The organism is Rheinheimera fenheensis (assembly GCF_039871805.1).
Classification (GTDB): Bacteria; Pseudomonadota; Gammaproteobacteria; order Enterobacterales; family Alteromonadaceae; genus Alishewanella; species Alishewanella fenheensis.
On sequence record NZ_JBDPJM010000001.1, the window covers coordinates 557,952 to 580,939 of the forward strand.

A 22,988-nucleotide genomic window follows, 5' to 3' on the forward strand; every position below is an offset into this window, starting at 1 on the left:
GGCCATTATAGCGACATTATTGCAGTTCAGGCTGCTGGTTTTGGTTCAGGTTAATAACGAAATCAGCAGCGTTGGGCAGCTGTTGCCAGCTGGCCAGCGTTAAACGCTGAAACGGCAGCATAAAGCGCACAAGCTCCGCTTCCGTCATGCCGCGGCCACGCTCACGCCGAAGCTGCTGCTCTTGTTTGGCGCGCCAGCGGCACACACTTTGCCAGTCGGGTGCGTTAAGCCAGATTAGCGGTTTCAGTAGTTGCCAGTATGCTGCGTAAGGCCCGGCCAGTTGTGTATTTACATAATGGCGCCAGCGGCCATCACTATCTTCGCCCGCTTCCAGTGCGTTTACCGGCACAGCCAGCTCAGCGCCGGTTTGTGGTTTAACACCCAAGCACCAGCCTTCGATAATTAACACATCCAGTTGCTGCGCCGGTAAAGCAGCGACAGGTTCATCCTGTGCCTTATCAAACTGCGGCAAGGTGACCTCGTCCCCGGCTAATACCGCTTTAGCGTCAGCAATGGCGCGGGCAATATCGTGTGTACCCGGCACGCCACGTTGCGCCAGTAACGGATGAATAGCCAATGCCAGCTGTTGGCGCCGGGCTTTACTCAGATAATAATCATCCAGCGACACCGCAGCCGCTTTGACACCCTGCCGTTGCAGCTGCGCCACCAATTCGGCGGCTAAAGTGCTTTTACCACTGCCCTGAGCGCCGCTAATACCGACAACGGCAGGCTTGGGCAAGGCTTGTAGCCGCTGCAATACCTGCGTCACCAGCGCCTGATAGTGCAACAGGCTGGCCGGGCTCAATTGATGTTGTAAGTTTGATGTCAGCAGCATGTTGATATCCTATTGTTTTTACGCAGACGCTGCTTTAAGGTGAGCGCCAGACGCTAACACCGGGTAGCGCAGTGTCAGGGACGTTTGAGCGCTATGGCAGTAAAAATCAGTAACCTTAGTTTATACCGCGGTGACAAAGCGGTGTTGCAAAACTACCAGCAACAGTTTAGCCAGTCTCGCAGCTGTATTACCGGCGCCAACGGCAGTGGCAAATCCAGCTTGCTGTGTGCCATTGCCGGCATTCTACCTTACCAAAGTGGCACTATTCACTGGCACGACAGCCTGATAAGCCAGGCCCGTGCTGATATCGCCATCGCCAGTGATGCCATTGCTCTGCCAGAGTTTGCCAGCGCAGCCGATATTATTTTGCTAACACAACAGTTATGGCAACTAAGCTGGCCGCAACAGTTGATTGACAGCTTTAATTTTGCAGCCCAGCTTGATACCCGTTGTGGCAGTTTATCTACCGGCAACCTGAAAAAGCTGCAGCTTATTCTGGCGTTTATGCGCCAGCCGGCACTACTGCTGTTAGATGAGACCAATATTGCGCTGGATAACGCGGCGCAGCAAACGCTGTGGCAGCTAATAGCAGACTTTGACGGCTAGATTATTGCTGCCAGCAATGAAGCGCAATTGTACGCCAGTAAAGGTTTCGCTCTGGTTGATTTGCATGCGGTTTAACGCCTACCTAAAGCTGCGCTGGCGCTGTTTTTATACCGCCAGCCAGCAATTGATACAGCAACTGCAGCAATTACTACTGTGGGTCATGGTATTGGTGGGGCCGGCACTGGCGGCGCTGGGCTTTATGCTATTACTGGCATTGGGTTTACTGTATCAGCCTGAGCTTACTGCAACACAGCGCCTGCTGTTGTGCTGGAGCTTACTCAGCGGCCAAACCTTATTGCTATGGTTGTATCAGCAGGCCATTCTTGCCAGCCGTTACCGGCTGTTTTTCGGTAGTTTCGCCATAGCGCCACTCTGGCAGCGCAGTGTCGATATCCTGCTGATGTTAGTCTGTAGCCCCATATTGCTGTTGCATCTTTTGATCATCGCCGGTGCCGATCTCAACCAGTGGCACAGGGTGCTGCCTCAGCTAAGCTTTGCCCTAATGCAGCTGCTGTTTGCGCTAAGTGCGCTGTACCGGCCACAGCCCACAGTCACGTTGATATTACTGTGTTTACCGGCATTGTGGCTATTACCGCTGCAATTTGGCACCGGTCTGGCAGTGCTAGCATTCATGTGGCTGTGTAGCGTGCTGCCGCTACGCATTTCACTGCCGAAAATCAGCAGCTACAGCCCGCTGTTGTTTTGGTGCCAGCTGTGGCACCAGCAAATGGCGCAGTGGTTAAGCCGCTTAATGCTGATACTGCTTTGCCTGCTTATTGCTTACATTAGCCTTAAGCAACGGCCAGATCTGGCGGCGACAATCAGCTTTAGTGCGGGTTTGCTGATGGTTTTGGTGAGCACCAGCATGCAACTTAGCAGCAATAACACTGTGCAGCAGTATCAGCTGTTTTTTCAGTTGAACCCACCCGCGCTGAAACGCTGGCAATTTTTACCACCGTTGCTGTTAGCTATGCTAAGTGGCACCTTGTTGCTACTGTTAGGGCTGTCAGCCAGCCTGTTACTGCTGTTATTGCCTGTCTTTTTAGTGAGCTGGTGTCTGGCATGGCGCCAACCACAGCGTTTTGTTGGCGGTTGGTTTGCTGCCAGCTTATTAAGCAGCGGCCTGTATATTCTGCTGGGTATTGGCTAAAGTAGCTGCATAACAACAGCTTAAACGGAAGCCATTATGCTAAACGCCGCGGCCAAACCCTTTGTTAAACTGGTAGAGCGCTACCTGCCCGACCCTTATATTTTTGTTTTGCTACTCAGTATCGTGGTATTCGCTGCGGCGGTGCTTTTACAACAGCAAAGCCCGCTGCAGGTGCTGCAATATTGGGGTGATGGCTTTTGGGGCCTGCTGAGTTTTTCCATGCAGATGCTGCTGGTGTTAGTAACCGGCTTTATGCTGGCCAGCACACCGTTGGTGACCGGTTTACTTAACCGGTTGGCGGCACTAGCAAAAAGCGCCGGTCAGGCGATTGTGCTGGTTACGGTTATTTCATTAATTGCCAGCTGGCTTAACTGGGGTTTTGGCCTGGTGGTAGGCGCCCTATTTGCCAAAGCCTTAGCGCGGCGTATTAAAGTGGATTACCGCTTACTGGTCGCCAGCGCCTATTCCGGCTTTGTTGTCTGGCATGGTGGTTTGGCTGGTTCTATTCCGCTGACTATCGCTACGCCCGGCCATTTTAGTGAGGCGCAAATTGGTGTTATTGCCACCAGCGAGACTATTTTTGCCGGCTTTAACCTGCTGTTAGTGGCGCTTTTGTTTATTGCCGTGCCGCTGCTGAACTACTTAATGCGGCCCTCTGCGGCTGACAGTGTCTATGTTGATGCCGCCAAACTGCAGCAAGACAGCCTGCCCGCGGGCGGTAGTAACCGGCCGGCCGATAAGCTGGAAAACAGCCTGCTACTGGCATTGTTCGTGGGCTTTGCTGGCATTGCGTATCTGGTGCAATACTTTGCCAAGGGCGGCAGCTTAAACCTGAATATCGTCAACTTCCTGTTTTTATTCCTCGCCATCGTGCTGCACGGCACACCCCGGCGCTTATTGCACAGCCTGCAACAGGCGATACAGGGCGGCGCCGGTATTGTGATTCAGTTTCCGTTTTATGCCGGCATTATGGCCATTATGGTGCAATCGGGGTTAGCGCAAAGTATGTCGCAGTGGTTTGTCAGTTTCGCTACAGCGGAAACGCTGGCGTTTTGGAGCTTTATCAGCGCCGGCATTGTGAATATTTTTGTACCCTCCGGCGGCGGCCAGTGGGCAGTGCAGGCACCGGTCATGCTGCCGGCCGCATTAGAGCTGGGCGCCGATGTCAGCCGCATTGCGATGGCGGTGGCCTGGGGTGATGCCTGGACTAACCTTATTCAACCGTTCTGGGCCTTGCCGGTGCTGGCCATTGCCGGGCTAAAAGCCAAAGACATTATGGGCTACTGCCTGCTGCAGCTCATCGTTACCGGGGTGATTATCGGCCTTGTACTGAGTTTTGCTTAAAAATGGCCGCGTTTGCGGCCATTTTTATACGTATTGCGGTTAAAAGTTATACCGCAGATTAGCACTAATAGCGCGGCGCTGGCCGTAGAAGCAGTCACCGCGAGCCAGGCAGGAGGTAATCACGGTTTTATCGGTAATATTCTGTGCCTGCAGGCTTAGCTGGTAGTCACCAAAGTTATAACCGACCATGGCGTCGAACAGGGTGTAACTGTCGGTAGTCAGTGGATCGTTAAGCACTACACCGTTTTGTTCAACATAGGCAGTACCGTCTGAGGTTTCACCGACATAACGCACACCGGCGCCAAACTGCCAGTTTTGCAGCACCGCCGGGCGCCAGGTGGCCCAGACAGACGCTAAATGCTCGGGCTGTGCAGACAAGGTCGCACCCAGTTCACCCACGGTATTGCTCTGGCTGACATAAGCATCGATATAAGCATAACTGGCGTAGATATCCAGCTCGCTCCAGGCCAATTGTGCTTCCAGCTCGATCCCCTTAGAGGTCACTTCACCATCCTGCACCTGGCCGTTGGGGTTAATCACCGCCGGATCGCTGGCCTGCACTGCCGATAAAGTGGTGGTGCGGTTTTGCTCGGTAATATCAAATACCGCCGCTGTCAGCAGATGCTCAGTACCCTTGGGCTGGTATTTTACACCGGCCTCTAACTGCTGGCCTTTTTTCGGCACAAAGGCCTTGCCATAGGCATCGGTGCCCAATAGCGGCTCGAACGACTCGCTGAAGCTGATATAGGGCGAAATACCACTGTCAAACAGATACATCAAACCTAACCGGCCAGTGGTAGCGTTTTGTGTGGTGCTGACGCCATTTTGTGGGTTAGTGGTCGCGCGGTCACGGCGCAGCGCGGCTGACACTAACCATTTATCAGCAATTTTCATATTGTCTTGCAGGTAAACGCCGGCCTGATAGGTGGTGCTGGATGGGTTATCGGCGATATTAGCTTCAGTTGGCAGATTGTCTACCTGACCGTATACCGGGTTATACAAGTCCAGTAAACCACCGGTTGCCGCATAGAAGCTGTCATTGTCAGTGTAAGCTTTTTGGTAATCAAAACCGGCTACCAGTGTATGCTCTACCAGGCCGGTTTGCAGCTTGCCGTGCAGCTGCACATCGCTGGTTAGGGCGCGGGCGTCGGCGTCACTCAAATACACCACCCGGTTTACGCTGCGGTTATCAGCCTGCAGCACAGGAGGCCAGCCGTACATCGTATGGTAATCGGCATGGCTGTCGCTGAAGCGGCTGGCTAAACGCAACTGCCAATCAGCCGATAAATCGTGTTCTACAATTGCCGTTAACGCTGTTTGCTCGGTATCGTATTTGTCAAAGCCTGGCTCAGAGACAAAGCGGTTGCTGGGGATCTGGCCAAATTCATTCGGTAAAATGGTGCCCTGATGCGGGAAAAACTGCGTGCTGGAGCCGGATTCATTCTGCTGGAAATTCGCCAATACGGTAATTTTAGTGGCGTCGCTGGCCTGCCAGCTAAACGACGGTGCCAGCACCACACTGTTATCCGGCACATAGTCGGTTTGGGTGTCGCTGTCGCGCCACAAGGCGACAATGCGGCCCTGCAGTGAGGCATCGTCATTTAACGCACCGGTAATATCGCCGGCCAGTTGCTTACGCGAATAATTCCCCAGTTGCGCCCATAGCTGGCCACTGGTGACGGGCTCGGGCTTTTTGCTGACTAAGTTAACAATGCCGCCGATAGAACCCTGGCCGTAAAGCACGGAGCTGGGGCCCTTTAAAATTTCAATTTGCTGCAGCGCATAGGGCGCAATACGCACATTGTTATAAAAACCAAACAGCGATTTTAAGCCATCCAGATACTGTACCGGCGACACGCCACGGATTTGCGCCCAGTCACCGCGGGTATCCAGGCCATAAGGGCCGTTGTACAAGCCAGACACGTAACCCAGCGCGTCCTGCACCGTTAACGCACCCAAATCGGCAATGCGCTCTTCGGTAAGCACTGACACCGATAGCGGTGTTTCAATAATCGGTGTATCTGATTTAGCACCAGAGGCGCTGACATACGAAATTAGCCCACGCGAGCTTTTTACCGTGATCACTTCAACGGCTTGCTCGTCATTCGTTACCTGCTGCGCTGCCAGCGGTTGGGCGATAGCAGCGATAATGCCCAGCGTTAATATGGAGTACTTCATGATGCCCCTTAGCCTCGACCAGTTAAATTGTCTACATGTTAATGATAATTGATCTCAATTACAATAGCGGTTGATAATCATTGTTATTAACATTAAACTGCGGCATCAGAGATAAAGCAGTTCAGGCAGGCAAGATGGCAAAGCTCAGTAATCGTTTTTGGTTTCAGTTACATGGCTGGTTTTCGCTGCCTATCTGGCTGATTTTCTGCTTTGTCTGTCTTACCGGCACTATTGCCGTTTTCAGCCATGAACTGACCTGGCTGACTAATCCGGCGTCGCGCGCCACTAACCCGGATAACTTAGCGGCCAAACCGGTGGCCGAGCTGGTGGCGGCGGTTGAGCAGGCTTATCCCACTGCCGATGTTGGCACTGTGATGGTGTTTGAGCCTTATCTGGTGCATGCCGTTATTTTTACCGATCATGACAAACCAAAAGCAATTGCTTATGTAAACCAATACACCGGTGACATTCAGCAGATTAATCAAGGCATTACTTTTATTGGTTTTATGCGTAGCCTGCATGGCTGGTTATTGTTTCCGTGGCAAAGCAGCTATAGCCTTGGCTACTACTTAGTGTCAGCCATGGCGCTGGTGATGCTGGGCGCTCTGGTTACCGGACTGATTATTTATAAAAACTTCTGGCGCAGCTTTACCCAGCCGAAAATACGTTTTAATCAGGGCAAAAAAACCGTACTGACCGACCTGCATCGTTTAGCCGGCGTCTGGTCTATCTGGTTTTTAATCATCATGAGTGCCACCGGCTTGTGGTATCTGGTACAGGCCGTCATGTGGCATGCCGATATCGACATTGAGCCGCATGCGCCGCTGGTCGCCGCTGAACAGCTGCCGGCAACGCAAACCCAGCCTCCGGTTAGCTTTGCCGATGCAATGCAAATTGCACAGCAGCGCTTCCCCGATTTTCAGCCCAGCTATGTCATGCTGCCCGAGCATAACCGCGGCATGTACAGCCTGATGGGTGGTGGCGACCATATCTTTTATGATCAGTACGCGTACAGCCTGAGCATTAACCCCTGGACCGGCGATATAGCGCAGGAAAAATCGCCAGCAAACATGAGCGCATTGCAAACCGTTATGCATATTGCCGACCCACTGCATTACGGCACTTTAGGCGGCATCTGGACCAAGGCGATCTGGTTTGTGTTTGGCCTTATTTTATCCGGCATGTCGATTACTGGTTTTATGATCTGGGGCAGTCGCACGGTTAAGGCGGTGCGGGCAAGTCGTCGTAGCGAAGCATTGCAGGAGGTGCGTGATGGCGCGAACTAACAGTGTCTGGCAGAGACATAAATACACATTAAATGGCCTGGTGCTGCTGCCGTTTTGGTTTTTGTATCAGTCGCTGACACCGGCCTTTCCACCCGTGTGGCCGGCGCAGCAAATCGGTGACTTTGAAATAGCGCCCATGCCGTTAAATCTGCAGCCGCCTTATGCCCACCACGACCAATACGTTAAAGACTTTTTTCTCACCTTTAATCAGGGTGACATCAGCAACATTCGCCAGGCCTATATCAATATTGGCCCGGCTGCCTTACCGCTGGCACAACTGCAGCAGGGTGAAGATGGCATACTGCACGGCAGCCGCCACGGCCAGCATGTGCATGCGATAGCGCCGAAAACACTGAGTGCCGGTGATAAAGTCTGGTTAACGCTGCAAACCTGGCAGAGTGAAACCCTCACCACCAGTTGGGCATTGCCCGCTAAGCTGATTACACAACCCTGATCATCTGCTCTCTCCACTCAGCCACATTGCCCGTACTGACGACCAACATCAATACAGGCAGTGCGGCTCATGCAATACTTTCATGTGCTGAGCCGCATTTACCGCCACAGCGCCAATCGCGGCGGCAAGCATCCAACTGCTGACTACACTGCCATCCTTTGGCGACATTTTAGTCACAATAGCTTTGTTAACCTTGCGCTGTTTAAGCAAAAAATACAGCGGATGGTTGGAGGAAAGCAGATGAACAGGCTATTAAGACAGGTACCGTGGTTAATGGTTGGAGGGAAAGCGCTATGAGCCGCTATTTAACACAACTGGCGTGGCTGACGCTGTCGGCGCTATTCTGTGGTTGGCCGGTGCTTAGCCAGGCAGCCGAAGCACCCGGCGCACTGACTATTATCGTGAAAGATCAAAACACGGATCGGCCACTTTCAGAGGTAAAAATCACGCTAACCGAGCGCGAAAGCAACACCGCGCAAACGTTAACAACCGATGCCCAGGGCCGTATCCTGGTAGAGCAGCTTGCCCCCGGGCTGTACTCGGTAAGCCTGGCCAAAAGCGGCTTTACCTCCGTATATGAGCCCAGCGTACGGGTGGTAACGCGCAAAAACATCAGGCTGGCATTGGCGCTAAAACCGCAGGCGATTGAGGTGGTAGAAGTCCGGGCGCAGCAAGCGGCCACCTTTGCGGCCGGTTCCAGCACCTATCTGGACCGGGAAGCGCTGCGCAGTGCCGTCGGTGGTGGCGCCGATCCGCTGCTGTCGCTGGACGGCTTGCCTGGCCTGGCCTCGGCCAGTGAGTTTGCCAGCTTTAGTGTGCGTGGCCGTGGCCCACGAGATAACCTGGTGTTTGTCGATGATTTTCCATTTGATAAAGCGGTGCACTTTGACGCCACCTTGGGCGAAGAAGAAGATGTCGGCGGCGGTGGCCGCTTCTCGATTTTTGCGCCCAATGTGATAAGTGGTGCAGAGTTTTCACCCGGTGGCTGGGGCGCGGCCTATGGTGGCCGGGCGGCATCGCTACTCAAACTGGATGTGGCCGATGGCAACCCCAGCCCGTCGGCCAGTTTACGGCTGGATCTGGCCGGTTATGAAGTGGGTTACGACGGCCCGGCTGGCATAACTGACGACGCTACCATGCTGGTATCAGCCCGCCGGCTGGATTTCGGCAAGTTGTTTGAAACCATTGAAGAGCTGGATATTGGCGATCCGGTATTAAGGGATGTGATTGTAAAATCGGTGATCCCGCTAAACCAGCAGCACAGTATGGAAATTCTGCTGATTGATACGCATGAGGATTATAGCCGCGACGTTACCCACGTGTTTGCCTCGCCCAACTTTGAAGATGCCGCCTTGCTGGACTTTGAACAGGACAGTGATCTGTACGGTATCACGTTACGCTCGTTAATTGGTGATAAAGCGGTGTTGACCAATAAGCTGTACTACCGCAAAAGCGACAAAATAAGCTCAGAAGGTGAAGCCTTTCCTGATCAGGTAGCTGAAGGCTCGCCATCATCTGATTTCCCTGTACGGGAAAACATTATCACCATAGCGGAAGCGGAAACCGAGCTTGGTTGGCGCAGCGATTATGACACTGTGAATCAGTGGGGCCTGTTTAGTGCCGGTGTGCGGCTAACGCAAATAGAGCTGGATTACAGCACGGTGTTAGACGGCGACTGGATCCGTTTTGTGTACGACAGCGACGATTTCAGGCCAGATCCACAGCAGCGCTATATTGTGCTTACGCCCGACAGCATCAACTCGGCGTTAAAGCAAAAAGAAACCAGTTATGCCGGTTATGTTGAACAGGTGTTTCAGCAGGGTGACTGGGATTTTGGCACAGGCTTACGCTTTGAACGCGATGGCTTTGCCGATCAAGGCGTTATTGCGCCGCGCATTAGTATGAACTGGCAGCCGGGAAAAAAAGTCCGCTACTTTGCCAGCGCCGGCCTCTATCATCAGTCGCCACGCTATTTAGAGCTTGCGGCCAACGCCTCGAACAGGCTTAAAATGGAAAAAACCAGCCATAGCAGTATAGGTTTTAAATATTTCCCCAGCAGCGACTGGTCACTGTTAACTGAAGCCTATTATCAACGACTGGACGATCTAGTAGTCGACCTTGACCGCACCAGCGGCACCTTTGCCAATATGGGTGATGGCCGCTCTTATGGTGTCGATATCGTTATCAACGGTACGATTTATCAGGGCCTGTACGCCAGCGCCACCTATTCGTACAACGATGCGGTAGTCGACCGTAAAGACGGCCGTGGCGATGTGGTTGCAGAGTTCAACCGCAAACATGTTGCTACCCTGGGCCTGACCTGGGAAATCAACAACCGTTGGAAAGTTGCCGCACGCTATAAATACCTTTCCGGAGCGCCAGATGATAACTTTATTATTCATGCCGACGCGCTGGGGTCGGGGCAAATGTTACGCTACTCAAAAGAGATTACGGAGCCTAATGTTGGCCGCAAAGACAGCGCGGGTTTGTTAAACATGCGGGTTGATTACCGCCGCGCCTTTGGCCCGATTGATGTCACTGCCTTTTTGGATGTGATCAACGTTACGGCAGCCTCGGCCAGTGATGAAACCGAGTTTGACTACCGCCGCGGTGTGGTGGTTGAGGATAGTAGCGAAGCCGAGCCGCTAATTGGTCTGCGCTTTGATTATGCCTGGTAAGGCACGGAGTAAGTGGACTGAAAAGGTCCGCTAAAAGGAGTCACTATGGTACAGGCGCTTGAGGTCGTGCCGGTCAGGTTGCTGGTTGTCGAAGACAACCGCGACATCTGCGATAACATTGCCGGCTATCTGGAAAAACATAGCTATGTGATGGATTTCGCCTATGACGGCATCAGCGCTATGTACCTGGCGTTAACCCAGCCGTTCGATGTCATAGTGTTGGACCTGATGTTACCGGGTATGGACGGCCTCAGTTTCTGCCACAAGCTGCGCCTTGAGGCCAAACTGCAAACCCCGGTACTAATGCTGACGGCGCGCGACACGCTGGACGACAAACTTAACGGCTTCGCTGCCGGCGCCGATGACTATCTGGTTAAGCCATTCGCACTGCAGGAATTGCATGCGCGGCTGCAGGCACTGTACAAGCGTAGTCATGGTAAAACTGACAACCTGCTCACAGTGGCCGATCTGACCCTGAATAAGTCGACGCTGCAGGTACACCGCGCTGGCCAGCGCCTTGATGTTAACCCTACCTGCCTGAAACTGCTGCAGCGCCTGATGGAACAGGCGCCAGCTGTAGTGATGCGCGATGAGCTGGAAACTTTATTATGGGCAGACGAGCGCCCCGATGGTGACGCACTGCGCTCGCATATGTATAAGCTGCGCCAGGCCATCGACCGGCCCTTTGCCTGCCCGCTTATTCATACCGTACATCGCATTGGTTATCGCCTTGCCGAGGATGCAGAGTAAAACATGTACCGTCATAGTTTACGCACCCGTGTTGCCATTGCCTTTGCTATCTGCGTTGCACTGCTTAGCATTGTCTGGGGCTTCGCCTTTTTGGCTGCTGTACGGCTAAGTGAAGATCGGGTGCTGATACAACAGCTACACGTTGCTGCGCAAAGCTATCCAGTGATGCCGGCAAACCTGCGCGGTTACGATACCGCTGCTAGCCTGCCAGCAGTGCTGCAGGCCTGGGCACAGACCAACCCGGCTACGGGCATTTACGAGTTTGAAGCGCAAGAGCTGCATGTGGCGGTAATCAAAACAGACTCGCGACAACCGGCTTTTGTGGTGTTTGACGTATCCGGCATAGAAGCTGCGTCGTCGGAAGACTGGTGGTTGCTGCTGGTGATCAGCGCTGTGGTCGGCACCCTGGGGGTACTGGGTTTTGGTCTTGGCGTGCTGGTGATGCGCCGGGCCGTCGCCCCAGTAGTGCAGCTGGCTAACGCTGTGGCCGACATCGACGTAGAGCAGCTGTCAGCGGAAGACTATAAACGTATCGGCTCTAACCGCTTTGGTGATGACGAGGTGGGCGTACTGGCCGCCACCATTGAAAAAACACTGCAGCGTATCAGCGCCTTTGTCGCCAGAGAGCGCGATTTTACCAGCTCTGCCAGCCATGAGCTGCGCACACCCATTACTGTTATTACCGGCGCGCTGGAACTGCTGGAGCAAAGTGCGCTGGCAGAAAGCGATAGAAAAACGCTGGATCGGCTGCGCCGCGCTACTTTGGAGATGAAAACCACCATCGAAATGTTCTTATGTCTGGCCCGTGAAACCGACGACGGCTTATATAACGAGCAGTTTTTCGTCATGCCGCTGGTCACAAACGCCATAGAACTACAGCGCCACCTGCTAAGCCGAAAGTCGCTAGCCGTCGACATCGACCAGCTCGCCAACCCCAGCGTCAGCGGCCATCCTCAGGCGTTCGCCATAGCGGTAAATAATCTGGTACGCAATGCCTTCGAGCATACCCTCACCGGTCAGGGGCCCATCACCATCCGCATTGCCGAGCGCGAACTGCTAGTCAGCAATCAACTAAACCCTGAGCCCACTGCGCCGCAGCCGGCCAGTGACGGCGCAACGCACGGCTATGGTTTGGGGCTGGGTATAGTGCAACGCTTGTGTGAACGCAACGGCTGGGCGTTTGCACTGCACGCCGATAAACAACACGTTGTTGCCCGTTTATCTTGGTAAAGCAAGAAAACCCAACCTGTCCATTTTTTAACCATTATCAACTATACTTAGCCATGTTCTGGCGCAGTAGCCGACGGTCGGCCGGGCGCCTATTCCTGATGGGAGCTCGGTTATGGCAGCGGCAAAGCGAATTATTATTTGTTGTGATGGTACCTGGAACGAACCGGATCAAAACCCGACTAATGTCACCAAGTTAGTGCGTAGCATTAAGCCTACCGCCAGTGATGGTATGCATCAGGTGGTGTTTTACGATCAGGGCGTTGGCACCGGCGGCAGCATAGACAAATTTATCGGCGGCGCCTTTGGTAGCGGGCTGGAAAAAAACGTCCTCGATTGCTATCGCTTTTTAGTACACAACTACCAGTTGGGCGATGAAATATACGCCTTTGGTTTTAGCCGCGGCGCCTACACAGCGCGAGCTTTTGTTGGTTTTATCCACACGGTGGGCTTGCTGGAAAAACCTAAACTGGATCAGTTAAAAGCCGCTTATAACTACTACCGCACCGAGCCAGACAAAAGGCCCGCCGGCAGTTATGACGACAACTACCGCCCCGATATCCGTATGGTCGGCGTGTTTGATACCGTCGGCGCGCTGGGCGCACCGACACCGCTGTTAGGCAAACTGACCCGCGGCTGGGTCGGCTTTTTTAACACCCACTTAAGCCAGCAGGTAAAACATGCCTACCACGCGCTGGCGCTGGATGAGCGGCGCGCGCCGTTTCAGCCCGATTTATGGACCGGCAGCATTAATGATGATCAACATGTCGAGCAATGCTGGTTTGCCGGCGCCCACTCTGATATCGGTGGCGGCTACGAAAAATGCGGTTTATCTGACATTGCCCTGCAATGGATGCTGATTAAAGCCTGTGCGCTGGGGCTGGAGTTTAACGACAACTACCTGCTGGAGTTGTGTAAGCCCGATTTAACCATGCAGCCACATAACTCTTACTCTGCCGGCTATAAATTGCTGGAAAAACTCGGCGCTGGTGAATCTGTGCGCCGTCTCTATGGAGATCCGACCAATCCGCCAATTAATATTAGTATTCACGACAGCGTGTATCAGCGTATTGCCGCCGGTTATTATCAGCCGCAAAACCCGGATTTTCCTGCTGCCGATAAACTGTCTGACCGGCGCAACAAACCACGCTTTGTTATTACCGACACCCCGGCCGCCCAGCTGACGTTAAAAGAGTTTGCCGAACAGTGCCAGTTGCTGGACTACAGCCAAGGTGGCGGCGCGCGTATTCAGTATAACGGCGCGCTGAAAAAAGGTGACAACCTGAGTATCAGTAGCAGTCATTTTGGCAGCAGTAGCGCCCTGTGCGTGTGGAAAAAAGGTAACCAGTACGGCCTGCAGTTCGCTGCCTGAGTATTCAGGCAGCGTTATTTGCCGCAGTCAGGATTTGGCGGTGGTCATTCGTTTGAACGACCACACCGCCAGTATGGCTAACAACAGGCTGGTGCCCAGCAGAATTAACAGGTGCAACCACAGTGCATAACCCTGATCCAGGCCAATCACTTTCAGGCCCAATTGCGATAAGTGATAGCTGGGCCAGATCCAGCTGGCATGCTGCATGAGCGCCGGAAACAGATGAATAGGCAACCAGAGGCCGGATAGCAGCGCCATCGGCAGGTAAATCAGGTTTACCACACCGGGGGCGGCTTTTTCGCTTAGCGTTAAGCCTAATATCAGCCCAATAAGAGCAAAGGGCACTGTCCCCAGCAGCAACACCAGTGCCAGCAACAGCCATTGTGTAGCCTGTAGCTGCACGCCGGCAAACAGCACAGCGATGCTAAACAGTAGCAGGATGATGATTAGCGAAAATACCAGAGCAGTGCAAAACTTTGCCAGCAGATACGCCGCTACCGGCATCGGTGATAACCGTTTTAATGTTAGCCAGCCGTGGCCTCGATCGCTGGCAATATTGATAGCAAAATTAAACATGGCCGGGCCCATAATGCCAAAGCAGCCATAGGTGACCAGCATATAGGCACTGGCAGCGCCGCTGTTAAACAGTACGCCAAAAAATAGATAAAACACCGTGGGAAACGCCAGTGCCGGCAAGACAAAACCCGGCGTGCGCCAGACACTGACTAAGTCGTACCAGGCTTCGTTGCGGTAAATATGTGCTGTGCTCATGCGGCGCGCTCCTGTGGTGTGCTGTGAGGTTGGGTAAGTTGTAAAAACGCCTGCTCCAATGCTACAGGTTGCACTTCTAACTGACTGACATTGTGGTCTGCCAACAACAGTGCCTTAACGCTTTGCTCAGCCTGGCTGCTTTGCAGGCGAACCATGTCTTTGTCCCGTTGCAGCTGGAATACACCCGGCAGCGCGAGTAAAGCCTCATCCGTTAACGTGCTGCAACAACTGATAACCTTGTACTGGGTTAAGGCTTTTAGCTCAGCGGGGCTGCCATTAGCAACAATGCTGCCTAGGTGTAATACCGCAATACGATCGGCCAGTTGTTCGGCCTCTTCCAGATAATGGGTGGTCAGCACGATAGCGACACCTTGCTGCTGTAGCTGCTTAATCTGCTGCCATAAAACACGCCGTGCCTCGACATCCATGCCCAGTGTCGGTTCATCCAAAAACACCAGCTTAGGCTTGCCAGCCAACGCCAGCGCGAACAACAAACGTTGTTTTTGCCCGCCAGATAACCGGCCAAAGCGTTGTGTGCGCTGTTGCGTGAGCCCGGCCAGTTGTACCAATTCATCGGCGCTATAGCCGTTGGCATAGTAACTGGCGAATAAATCGCACTGTTCAACCACGGTTAAATTGGCGCTTAAGCTACCGATTTGCAGCATCACGCCCAGCTGCTGACGCAGCGCAATACTGCGTTGGCAGCCGGATTGCCGCTGGTCAAACAGGCGTATTTCACCGCTATCGGCATTTACTAACCCCAGGATGGCTGAGATTAGCGTAGTTTTACCGGCACCGTTTGGGCCAAGAATACACAGCACCTCACCGGCAGTGACGCTGATATCAACGCCGGCCAGCACAGTGTTAGTACCATAACGTTTTATCAGGCCTGTTACTTGTAGCGGTTGCTGTATCATTTTGCACCTCCGCCAATCTGCTGTTGTAAAAACTGCGCAATCTGCTGGTTCAGCCAGTCCGGGGCGTCGGCCATAATAAAGTGCTTGGCATCAGGCGCAAAAGCAAAGCGGTGGTACTGCACCGGCGCATTAGCCAGCTGATTTTCATAGTTTTTCTGCACCTGCTCCGGCGTGCTGTAAGGTGCACCATGCTGCAGTGCACCCAAGGTTAATACCGGCACGCGGATATTCGTCAGCTGTGGCCGTAAATCAGCCCGCATCAGTTCGCCCATTACGCGGCCAGAGGTGGCACCATCTGAGCGGTACATATCGGCGACAATACGCTGATGCCACTGTGCGTTATTAGCCATACTTTTCGCCATACTCATCGGGTCAAAGCTGCCTTGAGGCTGCTGAGTATCGCCGCTGTTATTCGCCTGGCTGGCGGCAAACAGTGCGCCCAGTGCCGGTAAACCATCGACATTTACCACTGCGCCTATCTGCTCTGGTGCGCTGACGGCCAGCGCCAGCGCCAAATACCCGCCCAGTGAGTGGCCAATCACTACCGGTTTGTTCAGCTGTTGCTCACTGATATAGCGCAAAATGGCTTGCTGTTGTAACGGCAGATAACCCTCGCCCCAATTTTGCATCGGAATAGGCGCCACACCGGCAAAGCCAGCCAGGGTAAAAATATGCAGCTGATAGTTCGCTTTCAGAGCATCTACCGTGCTTTGCCATACTTCACCGGATGACGCCAGCCCAGGTATAAGGATGACCGCTGGGCCCTGGCCTACCACCTCAACATTAAAGCAGTTGCAGGCATGCTGTGTTTGTTGTGCACTGGCAACGGGTTGCGCTTGTGCTGTCGCGAGCAGGCTGGCTAAACCGCTGCCTAAACCCATTGCCAGTAATAAAGTGCGGATACTGATGTTGAATGTTTTCATAATGATGACCCCTTGTGTGGTTGAGTGCGTTTTGTTGTGGCCAGTTTAGGCGTTGGGGCGCAGCGACACAGCTGGCAGTTGTCAGCAATAGCGCATGACAACTGTCATGCTGGAATATGACCTTTGTCACTGGCGTACTAAGGGGCAAGCTGATTACACTGGCAGGCAGGTAATAGCAGGAGAAACGGATGCAACCGTACGACAAGCTGGAGAGCAAACTGAGCTGGGTTTATCTGATAAACCTGATTTTCTATTTTATTCCGCTGCTGAGTATGCGTTTTGCCGTATGGCAGTACCTGAGCATGGCAGCAGCGTTGCTATTGTTTTTGTTCTGCTATTTTTGGGCTTATCGTAGCCGGCGCAGCGACATGCACTGGCCTATTGCCGGTATCGTGCTGGTGGCGGCGTTAATAACCCCGGTAAATTCCGGCTCGATTTCCATGTTTGCCTATGCCAGCTTTTTTATCGGCTTTGCGTATCCTCTGCGCCGTTATCTGTTGTTATCGGCTATGTTAGTGGCACTACTGGCAGCACTGGAGCTGATGCTGCAGATTAACTGGTCGCTGTTTTTACCTCTAGGCATCCCTATTGTACTGGCGGTCGGCTTATTGGGCCGGGCCGAACAGGCTAAGCTGTTGCACCGGCTGGCTGAGCGTAAAAGCGAAGATGAAATTAAGCAGCTGGCTACGATGGTCGAGCGTGAGCGTATTGGCCGGGATTTACACGATATTCTCGGCCACACCTTATCCAGTATTATTTTGAAAGCCGATTTGGCAGAAAAGCTGCTGGCGCGCCAGCAAGCCGAAGCGGCACAACAGCAGCTGAGTGAATTGAGCCAGATTGCCCGTGAGGCGTTAGGTCAGGTTCGCCAGAGTGTATCGGGCTATAAACATCAGGGCCTGGCGGCCGAAGTGCATAAGCTGCTAAGCCGGCTGCGTGATGCGGGTTTTCAGGCTGAATTGCAAGGCGAACTGCCCACACTCGATAGCCGGCGTGAAACCGCCTTAATACTGGCGCTAACAGAACTGGTGACCAATGTGATTCGCCACAGCAAAGGTGACAGTTGCAGCCTGCATTTTATGCAACAAGGCACCAGCTTTAGCGTTTGCCTGAGCGACAACGGTCAAACTGAAGAGATTAAAGAAGGTAACGGCATTATCGGGCTGCGCGAAAGGTTAGCGGCGATAGGGGCTACCCTGACATTACAACAACAGGACGGCTTAACAGCCTGTATTCGGCTGCCATTGCAGGAGAGCGCACAATGAAGATTTTACTGGCGGAAGATCAGGCCATGGTGCGTACCGCACTGGCCAGTTTGCTACGCCTTGAAGCTGATTTTCAGGTTACTGAAGCCGCAGACGGCACGGCAGCCTTGCAACAGTTAAAGCAGCAGCCATTTGACTTGCTGCTTAGCGATATAGAAATGCCGGGCAAAACCGGCATTGAGCTGGCGCAATATATACAACAGCAGAAAATGGCTACCAAGGTGGTTATCATCACCACCTTTGGCCGGGCTGGCTATGTGAAAAGGGCCATAGATGCCGGCGTCGGTGGCTTTTTATTAAAAGATGCTCCAGTCGATCAATTGGTTAGCGCAATTAACCAGGTGATGGTCGGTAAGCGGGTAATCGATAGCGAGCTGTTGTTAAATTCATTGGGTGAGCAAGACCCGCTATCCGACAAAGAGCGTCAGGCGCTGTGTTTGGCGGCCGAAGGCCACAGTACCAGTGAGATCGCCAGTGCACTGTATATTGCCGAGGGCACAGCGCGCAATTATTTATCTGAGGCCATCAGCAAACTGAATGCTGCCAACCGAATAGACGCTGCGCGCATCGCCCGGCAAAAAGGCTGGTTGTAGCAGCAAAGTAAATAATGCCATGTTATGCTGCTAAACAAGCACAGTAAGCGGATATACAGCGTGGCATTTCAGGCAGTTATTTTTGATATGGACGGCGTGCTGATTGACTCAGAGCCGTTATGGACAAAGGCCGAGCAGGTTATTTTAGGTGGCCTTGGGGTTGATTTTAACCGGCCGCCGCTACTGCAAAGCACCGGCCTGACGACTGCCAGTGTTATCGCGCACTGGTATCAGCACCAGCCCTGGCCTGGCCCGGATCAGCAACAGGTGCATCAGCATATCATCGACTTTGTCGCCAGCGGCATCGCTGCCAGCGGTGAGGCCAAAACCGGCTTGCCGGCCTTACTTGATAGCATTGCCTCACAGCAGCTTAAAATGGCGGTCGCCACAAATTCGCCAAAGCAGCTGCTTGATACCACTTTGCAGCGACTGCAGATCCGTCATTATTTTAGCGCGCACTGCCATCTGGAGCTGGTAAAGCAAGGCAAACCGGCACCGGATATCTACCTGCTAGCAGCCGAAACACTGGACGTTTCACCACAAGATTGCCTGGTATTTGAAGACTCGTTCGCTGGCGTGACAGCGGCTAAAGCGGCAGGTATGACAGTGGTAGCGATACCGGCCGCACACGAATGGCAGCATAGTAAATTTGCCATAGCCGATCATAAAATCCGCTGTTTCAGCGAGTTTGATTTGCCGCAGTTTATTAACAGCAGGGACTAAGCATGGATTTTCGCCTGAAAATTATAGCCGACCGGCCGCTGCAAAGCCGCACATCTGAGTTATCACTGGCGCTGGAGAGTGACCGTGGCCGCATTATTCACTCGGCGGCCGTGCGCCGCTTACAGCAAAAAACCCAGGTGTTTCCGCTGGAGCGCAATGCAGCGGTGCGTAGCCGCTTAACCCATTCGCTGGAAGTGCAGCAAAGCGGCCGTTTTATTGTGCAAAGCCTGTTTCGCTTGTTATCGGCAGATCAGCAGGCCCGCTATGGCTTAACCGGGCTGGAGCGGCCGACAGAAACCCTGGTTGAAATGGCCTGCCTGCTGCACGACATTGGTAACCCGCCCTTTGGTCATAGTGGTGAAACGGCGATTAATCAGTGGTTTGCTGCTGCCCTGCCGGCACTGAGTAAACAACATAGCCTGACAGACGACAGCCGTTGGCAACAGCTCAGCGCAGAGCTAACGCAATTTGAAGGCAATGCCCAGGCCATCCGGCTGGTGCACAGCCTGCAGCGGATGAACCTGACCTACTCGCAACTGGCCTGTATTTTAAAATACACCCGCCAGGCTGGCGATGCTAAACTAGCGCCAGATCAGCCACTTAGCTACCTGCAGAAGAAGCCAGGATACTATTTTTCCGAACAGGAGATAGTGCAGCAGTTGTGGCAACAGCTTAATACCACGCCCGGTTGTCGCCATCCGCTAACCTACATTATGGAAGCGGCCGATGATATTTCGTATTGCCTGGCCGATATCGAAGATGCGGTCGAAAAAGGCCTGCTTAGCCTGGAGCAGTTAGCAACCGAACTCAATACCGCCTTTAGCCAGCAGGAGCCTCAGGGCCGGTTGATTGCCACCCACAGCGGCGGTAGCGAGAGTTTTGCCGCACTGCTGCATAGTGCCATGCAAAGCGCCACCGATGAGCCGATTAATAAAACCTCGGCGTTTTTTATCAGCCTGCGCGTAAAACTTATTCACCCGCTGGTGCGCCATGCCGCAGAGCAATTTATTGCCAATATCGAGTCGGTGTACCACGGCCAGTTAAACCGGGCCCTACTGGAAGATGGCAGCCAGTATCATGCCATTACCAGCAGCTTTAAACAGGTAGCACGCCAATTTGTATTTAACCAACCGGAGGTCGAAACGCTGGAGCTGCAGGGCTTTCGCATTATCAGCGGTTTGCTCGGAAGCTATTTACCGTTACTGCAGTTATCGCGTGCCGACTTTACTGCTGTGCTAAACAACACCGGGTATCACTTTGCCGTGGCGCAGCGGCTGGCGCACCGGCTACCGAACAAACACCTGGCAGCCTATCAGCTGGCGGTTGAGCCAGTGCAGCAAAAGGATAGCGCTTTGGAGCTGTATTATCGCTGCCGGCTATTGCAGGACTTTATCAGCGGCATGACTGACCATTTTGCCTTTGACGAATACCAGACGCTGGTAAGTTGTCGCTAGTTGGCTGGCAAAAGCCGGCAACTGCAACTAAGGTTATCGTCAGTTTGCACTAACAAGGACGACACACTATGCGACTTCTGCTACTTAGCTCCTGCTTGCTGCTGAGCTTGCCGCTTTATGCCAACCCGAAACTGGATATGATGCCGGGCAAATGGCAGCACAGCTTTACCCTGCAAAGCGCCGATGGCGAAATTGAGCGAGCCATGGCAGAAATGCAAAAACAGCTGGCAGCGATGCCCGCGCAGCAACGGCAAATGATGGAAGCAATGATGAAAAGCCAGGGCATGCAGCTGGATTTAAGCGGCGGCAGCATGGAAGTGTGCTTAACCGCCGACGACATTGCCAAGGGCCAGCTGCCACAACAAGACGGCTGCCAGCAGCAACTCAGCGAACACAACGGCAGCTACAAGGTCAGTTTTCAATGCAGCGGCAACCCACCCAGCGAGGGTGAAGGTGAGTTTCGCCTGCTAGGCCCCAAAGCCTATGAAGGCACCATGCGGGTGCACACTCAGGTAAAAGGCCAGCCACAACAGCTGACCATGCAGCAACAGGGCAAATGGCTGGGCAATTGTGGTTAGCCGCTTGCTAACCACAGGAGCACAACCAGTCCGGGCGAACAGCGTTAGTCAAGCTGTAACTGACTGAATAGCCAATCCAACGCCTGCTTAATTTGCAATGGTTGCTCAAGCGGCACCAGATGGTCGCTGTCGCCAAGCGATATATATTGGCCATTGGAGACTGACGCCTGTTCAGCACTCCAGGCACTGCCTTCCTGCTGCCACAGCTGCAACATCTCTGCAACAGCAATATCTTCTGCCGCTGCAATCTGTGCTGACTCAAAATCAGTATCGATAATAGTTATGGGAATACTCGTCACCATAGATAATTGAGCGTAATGTGACAAATCTGCTGCATATCCTGCAATTTCCCTGGCGCGGGTTTGCTGCTGTGATATCAGCAAACGTCGTTGCATGACTTGTTCGTAGTAGCTCCAGTCCACGGGCGTTTGGAACCTTGCTGCTAACTGTTTAGCCTCAGCGTATTCCTGCTCAAGTTTCTCGTGGGTACGCTGTGTCCAATTACCCGCTGCGATATGCGGCAACAATTGCTGTATATTTTCGGCATACCAGTCAGCCGGATAGCCTTGATAAATACTGAGTGAATGAGGCGTAGGGGTATCTGGGTCAATATACAGCATGGCTTTAATATCAAATTGCTGTTGATATTCCTGGTAAAACTGCCGCGCACTAATACTTCCACTGGAAAACGACACCAGTATCAGCTCAGTTTCATCAAGCTGTTGCAGCACTGTGGACAAGTCCTCTGCGAACTGTATATACGATACATGATCCCTACTACCACTGTAGCCAGTACCCGCCCGGTCGACACTATAGACTCTGTATTGCGCCGCAAGCAGTGGCTGCAATGCAGCAAACCAGGCACTGTCACTATGGTAGTTATAGTTTGGACCACTTAGTAAAACGACCGCAGGCCCCGAATGCTCGCTGCCCATTGCGCGAACATGAAAATCGCCGTTAGCGGTACTCACCACTTTTGAGAATTCGGGTAGTTCAGGCTGCGCCAGCGTATCAAAGAAACGAATAATATGTTCTGACGTATCAAAACTTGAGAAACGCCAACTGTGACCACCATAAGCAACACTGTATAAATTAAACTTTTGCACACCATTAGTGTAGCTGGTCAGCCCGGCACTAAGTTGTGGGAATGGCTTAACCAGCTTGTACGGTAAGCTTTGATGCTTAGTGGCATGCAACGAAATAGCCCGCGGCGAACTAATCAAACCAAAATTTGCATGGTCCGAACCGAAATAAGGCAATACAGCATCATTTGAGCCATGCACCATCATGACTGAGACAGCTTTTTCAGGCGCACAACTAGCGGCAAGCTGGGTAGACATTGAGCCAGCAACGACAGCGACCGCTTTAAATACAGCACTGCGATTACAAGCAAGGTTTTGTGTAAATAACCCGCCTTGCGAAAATCCTGCCGCATAGATCTCCCCATCGATAATTTGATATCGCGAACGAATATCAGCAATCACAGCATCAACAAAGCCCAGATCATCAACATTTTTCCGGTGCGCAATGTTGCAACTACAACCTTCATTCCACTCTACTTCTTTTGAATTTGGATAAACGACAATGTAGTCCTGACTGTAAGCATCAAATTGAGCCGTGTCGTGCATCACATTGGCATTACCACCAGAACCATGAAAAACCAGTAGCAATTTATAGGCTTTTGCTGGCTGGAAATTTTCGGGCAGCGTAAGCAAATAACTGCGCTTATCAAGGTAAGTTAAATTAGCGTCCGGAGCACTGCTGCTAATATTGTTAGCCCCTCCGGGAGAGAGGCAACCGGTTAAATGCTGCAATATCACCCATATCAAGATTGCTAACAGTATTTGTTGTATTTTCATCACTGAGTCCTGTAAAAATAACCTA

21 protein-coding genes are annotated in these 22,988 nt (G+C 52.8%); 15 read left to right on the forward strand and 6 right to left on the reverse strand.

Features of this window, described 5'->3' with window-relative positions:
• Positions 1 to 16: 16 nt before the first annotated feature.
• Complete coding sequence (locus ABGI61_RS02380; protein WP_347596281.1) at positions 17 to 835, reverse strand: kinase; 819 nt, start codon at positions 833 to 835, stop codon at positions 17 to 19.
• Positions 836 to 928: 93 nt separating this feature from the next.
• On the opposite strand from ABGI61_RS02380, the gene ABGI61_RS02385 reads away from it, so the two are divergent.
• The 3 genes from ABGI61_RS02385 (at position 929) to ABGI61_RS02395 (ending at position 3,935) form a co-directional block, all read left to right on the forward strand.
• A complete protein-coding gene (locus ABGI61_RS02385; RefSeq protein WP_347596284.1) occupies positions 929 to 1,441 on the forward strand; it encodes an ABC transporter ATP-binding protein in 513 nt (170 codons plus the stop codon).
• A 64-nt stretch (positions 1,442 to 1,505) separates the two neighbouring features.
• On the forward strand, positions 1,506 to 2,591 hold the full coding sequence (locus tag ABGI61_RS02390) for a DUF6136 family protein (RefSeq protein WP_347596287.1): 1,086 nt from the start codon (positions 1,506 to 1,508) through the stop codon (positions 2,589 to 2,591).
• 36 nt (positions 2,592 to 2,627) lie between these two features.
• On the forward strand, positions 2,628 to 3,935 hold the full coding sequence (locus ABGI61_RS02395) for a short-chain fatty acid transporter (RefSeq protein WP_347596290.1): 1,308 nt from the start codon (positions 2,628 to 2,630) through the stop codon (positions 3,933 to 3,935).
• Between the two features lie 39 nt (positions 3,936 to 3,974).
• Here ABGI61_RS02395 and ABGI61_RS02400 read toward each other — a convergent pair whose 3' ends face one another.
• Positions 3,975 to 6,113 (reverse strand): TonB-dependent siderophore receptor, encoded by a 2,139-nt coding sequence (locus ABGI61_RS02400; protein ID WP_347596293.1) that lies wholly within the window; start codon positions 6,111 to 6,113, stop codon positions 3,975 to 3,977.
• Positions 6,114 to 6,247: 134 nt separating this feature from the next.
• Between ABGI61_RS02400 and ABGI61_RS02405 the strand changes: the two genes are divergently transcribed.
• The 7 genes from ABGI61_RS02405 to ABGI61_RS02435 all read left to right on the forward strand — a co-directional run bounded on the left by ABGI61_RS02405 (position 6,248) and on the right by ABGI61_RS02435 (position 13,880).
• Complete coding sequence (locus ABGI61_RS02405; RefSeq protein ID WP_347596295.1) at positions 6,248 to 7,399, forward strand: PepSY-associated TM helix domain-containing protein; 1,152 nt, start codon at positions 6,248 to 6,250, stop codon at positions 7,397 to 7,399.
• Complete coding sequence (locus ABGI61_RS02410; protein WP_347596298.1) at positions 7,386 to 7,853, forward strand: PA2404 family protein; 468 nt, start codon at positions 7,386 to 7,388, stop codon at positions 7,851 to 7,853. Before ABGI61_RS02405 ends, ABGI61_RS02410 begins: the two co-directional genes overlap by 14 nt.
• Positions 7,854 to 7,922: 69 nt before the next feature.
• Positions 7,923 to 8,150: a hypothetical protein gene (locus ABGI61_RS02415; protein ID WP_347596301.1), complete on the forward strand. Its 228-nt coding sequence runs from the start codon at positions 7,923 to 7,925 to the stop codon at positions 8,148 to 8,150.
• Entirely contained in the window at positions 8,147 to 10,531 is a 2,385-nt protein-coding gene (locus ABGI61_RS02420; RefSeq protein ID WP_347596304.1) for a TonB-dependent receptor, read from the forward strand. Before ABGI61_RS02415 ends, ABGI61_RS02420 begins: the two co-directional genes overlap by 4 nt.
• A gap of 45 nt (positions 10,532 to 10,576) precedes the next feature.
• Positions 10,577 to 11,281, forward strand: a complete 705-nt coding sequence (locus ABGI61_RS02425; protein WP_347596307.1) for a response regulator transcription factor — start codon at positions 10,577 to 10,579, stop codon at positions 11,279 to 11,281.
• Between the two features lie 3 nt (positions 11,282 to 11,284).
• Complete coding sequence (locus ABGI61_RS02430) at positions 11,285 to 12,511, forward strand: sensor histidine kinase (protein WP_347596310.1); 1,227 nt, start codon at positions 11,285 to 11,287, stop codon at positions 12,509 to 12,511.
• Positions 12,512 to 12,623: 112 nt separating this feature from the next.
• On the forward strand, positions 12,624 to 13,880 hold the full coding sequence (locus ABGI61_RS02435; protein WP_347596313.1) for a T6SS phospholipase effector Tle1-like catalytic domain-containing protein: 1,257 nt from the start codon (positions 12,624 to 12,626) through the stop codon (positions 13,878 to 13,880).
• Between the two features lie 27 nt (positions 13,881 to 13,907).
• On the opposite strand, the gene ABGI61_RS02440 is transcribed toward ABGI61_RS02435, so the two are convergent.
• From ABGI61_RS02440 to ABGI61_RS02450, 3 genes are read right to left on the reverse strand one after another with little or no spacing between them, the layout of a single operon-like run.
• The gene (locus tag ABGI61_RS02440; protein WP_347596316.1) at positions 13,908 to 14,651 is read right to left on the reverse strand and encodes an ABC transporter permease; all 744 of its coding nucleotides are present in this window, start codon (positions 14,649 to 14,651) and stop codon (positions 13,908 to 13,910) included.
• Entirely contained in the window at positions 14,648 to 15,568 is a 921-nt protein-coding gene (locus tag ABGI61_RS02445) for an ABC transporter ATP-binding protein (protein ID WP_347596319.1), read from the reverse strand. The genes ABGI61_RS02440 and ABGI61_RS02445 overlap by 4 nt, the downstream gene beginning before the upstream one ends.
• The gene (locus tag ABGI61_RS02450; RefSeq protein WP_347596322.1) at positions 15,565 to 16,491 is read right to left on the reverse strand and encodes an alpha/beta fold hydrolase; all 927 of its coding nucleotides are present in this window, start codon (positions 16,489 to 16,491) and stop codon (positions 15,565 to 15,567) included. Before ABGI61_RS02450 ends, ABGI61_RS02445 begins: the two co-directional genes overlap by 4 nt.
• A 188-nt stretch (positions 16,492 to 16,679) precedes the next feature.
• Between ABGI61_RS02450 and ABGI61_RS02455 the strand changes: the two genes are divergently transcribed.
• The 5 genes from ABGI61_RS02455 (at position 16,680) to ABGI61_RS02475 (ending at position 21,104) form a co-directional block, all read left to right on the forward strand.
• Entirely contained in the window at positions 16,680 to 17,756 is a 1,077-nt protein-coding gene (locus ABGI61_RS02455; protein WP_347596325.1) for a sensor histidine kinase, read from the forward strand.
• On the forward strand, positions 17,753 to 18,349 hold the full coding sequence (locus ABGI61_RS02460) for a response regulator (RefSeq protein WP_347596328.1): 597 nt from the start codon (positions 17,753 to 17,755) through the stop codon (positions 18,347 to 18,349). The genes ABGI61_RS02455 and ABGI61_RS02460 overlap by 4 nt, the downstream gene beginning before the upstream one ends.
• Before the next feature lie 60 nt (positions 18,350 to 18,409).
• Positions 18,410 to 19,072 carry a hexitol phosphatase HxpB gene (gene hxpB / locus ABGI61_RS02465; protein ID WP_347596331.1) on the forward strand — a complete coding sequence of 221 codons (663 nt, stop codon included), beginning with the start codon at positions 18,410 to 18,412 and terminating at the stop codon, positions 19,070 to 19,072.
• 2 nt (positions 19,073 to 19,074) lie between these two features.
• A complete protein-coding gene (gene dgt / locus ABGI61_RS02470; RefSeq protein WP_347596334.1) occupies positions 19,075 to 20,526 on the forward strand; it encodes a dGTPase in 1,452 nt (483 codons plus the stop codon).
• Between the two features lie 68 nt (positions 20,527 to 20,594).
• The gene (locus tag ABGI61_RS02475) at positions 20,595 to 21,104 is read left to right on the forward strand and encodes a DUF3617 domain-containing protein (protein WP_347596336.1); all 510 of its coding nucleotides are present in this window, start codon (positions 20,595 to 20,597) and stop codon (positions 21,102 to 21,104) included.
• 44 nt (positions 21,105 to 21,148) lie between these two features.
• Here the strand turns inward: ABGI61_RS02475 and ABGI61_RS02480 are convergent, their stop codons facing one another.
• The gene (locus tag ABGI61_RS02480; protein WP_347596339.1) at positions 21,149 to 22,963 is read right to left on the reverse strand and encodes an alpha/beta fold hydrolase; all 1,815 of its coding nucleotides are present in this window, start codon (positions 22,961 to 22,963) and stop codon (positions 21,149 to 21,151) included.
• Positions 22,964 to 22,988: the final 25 nt, after the last annotated feature.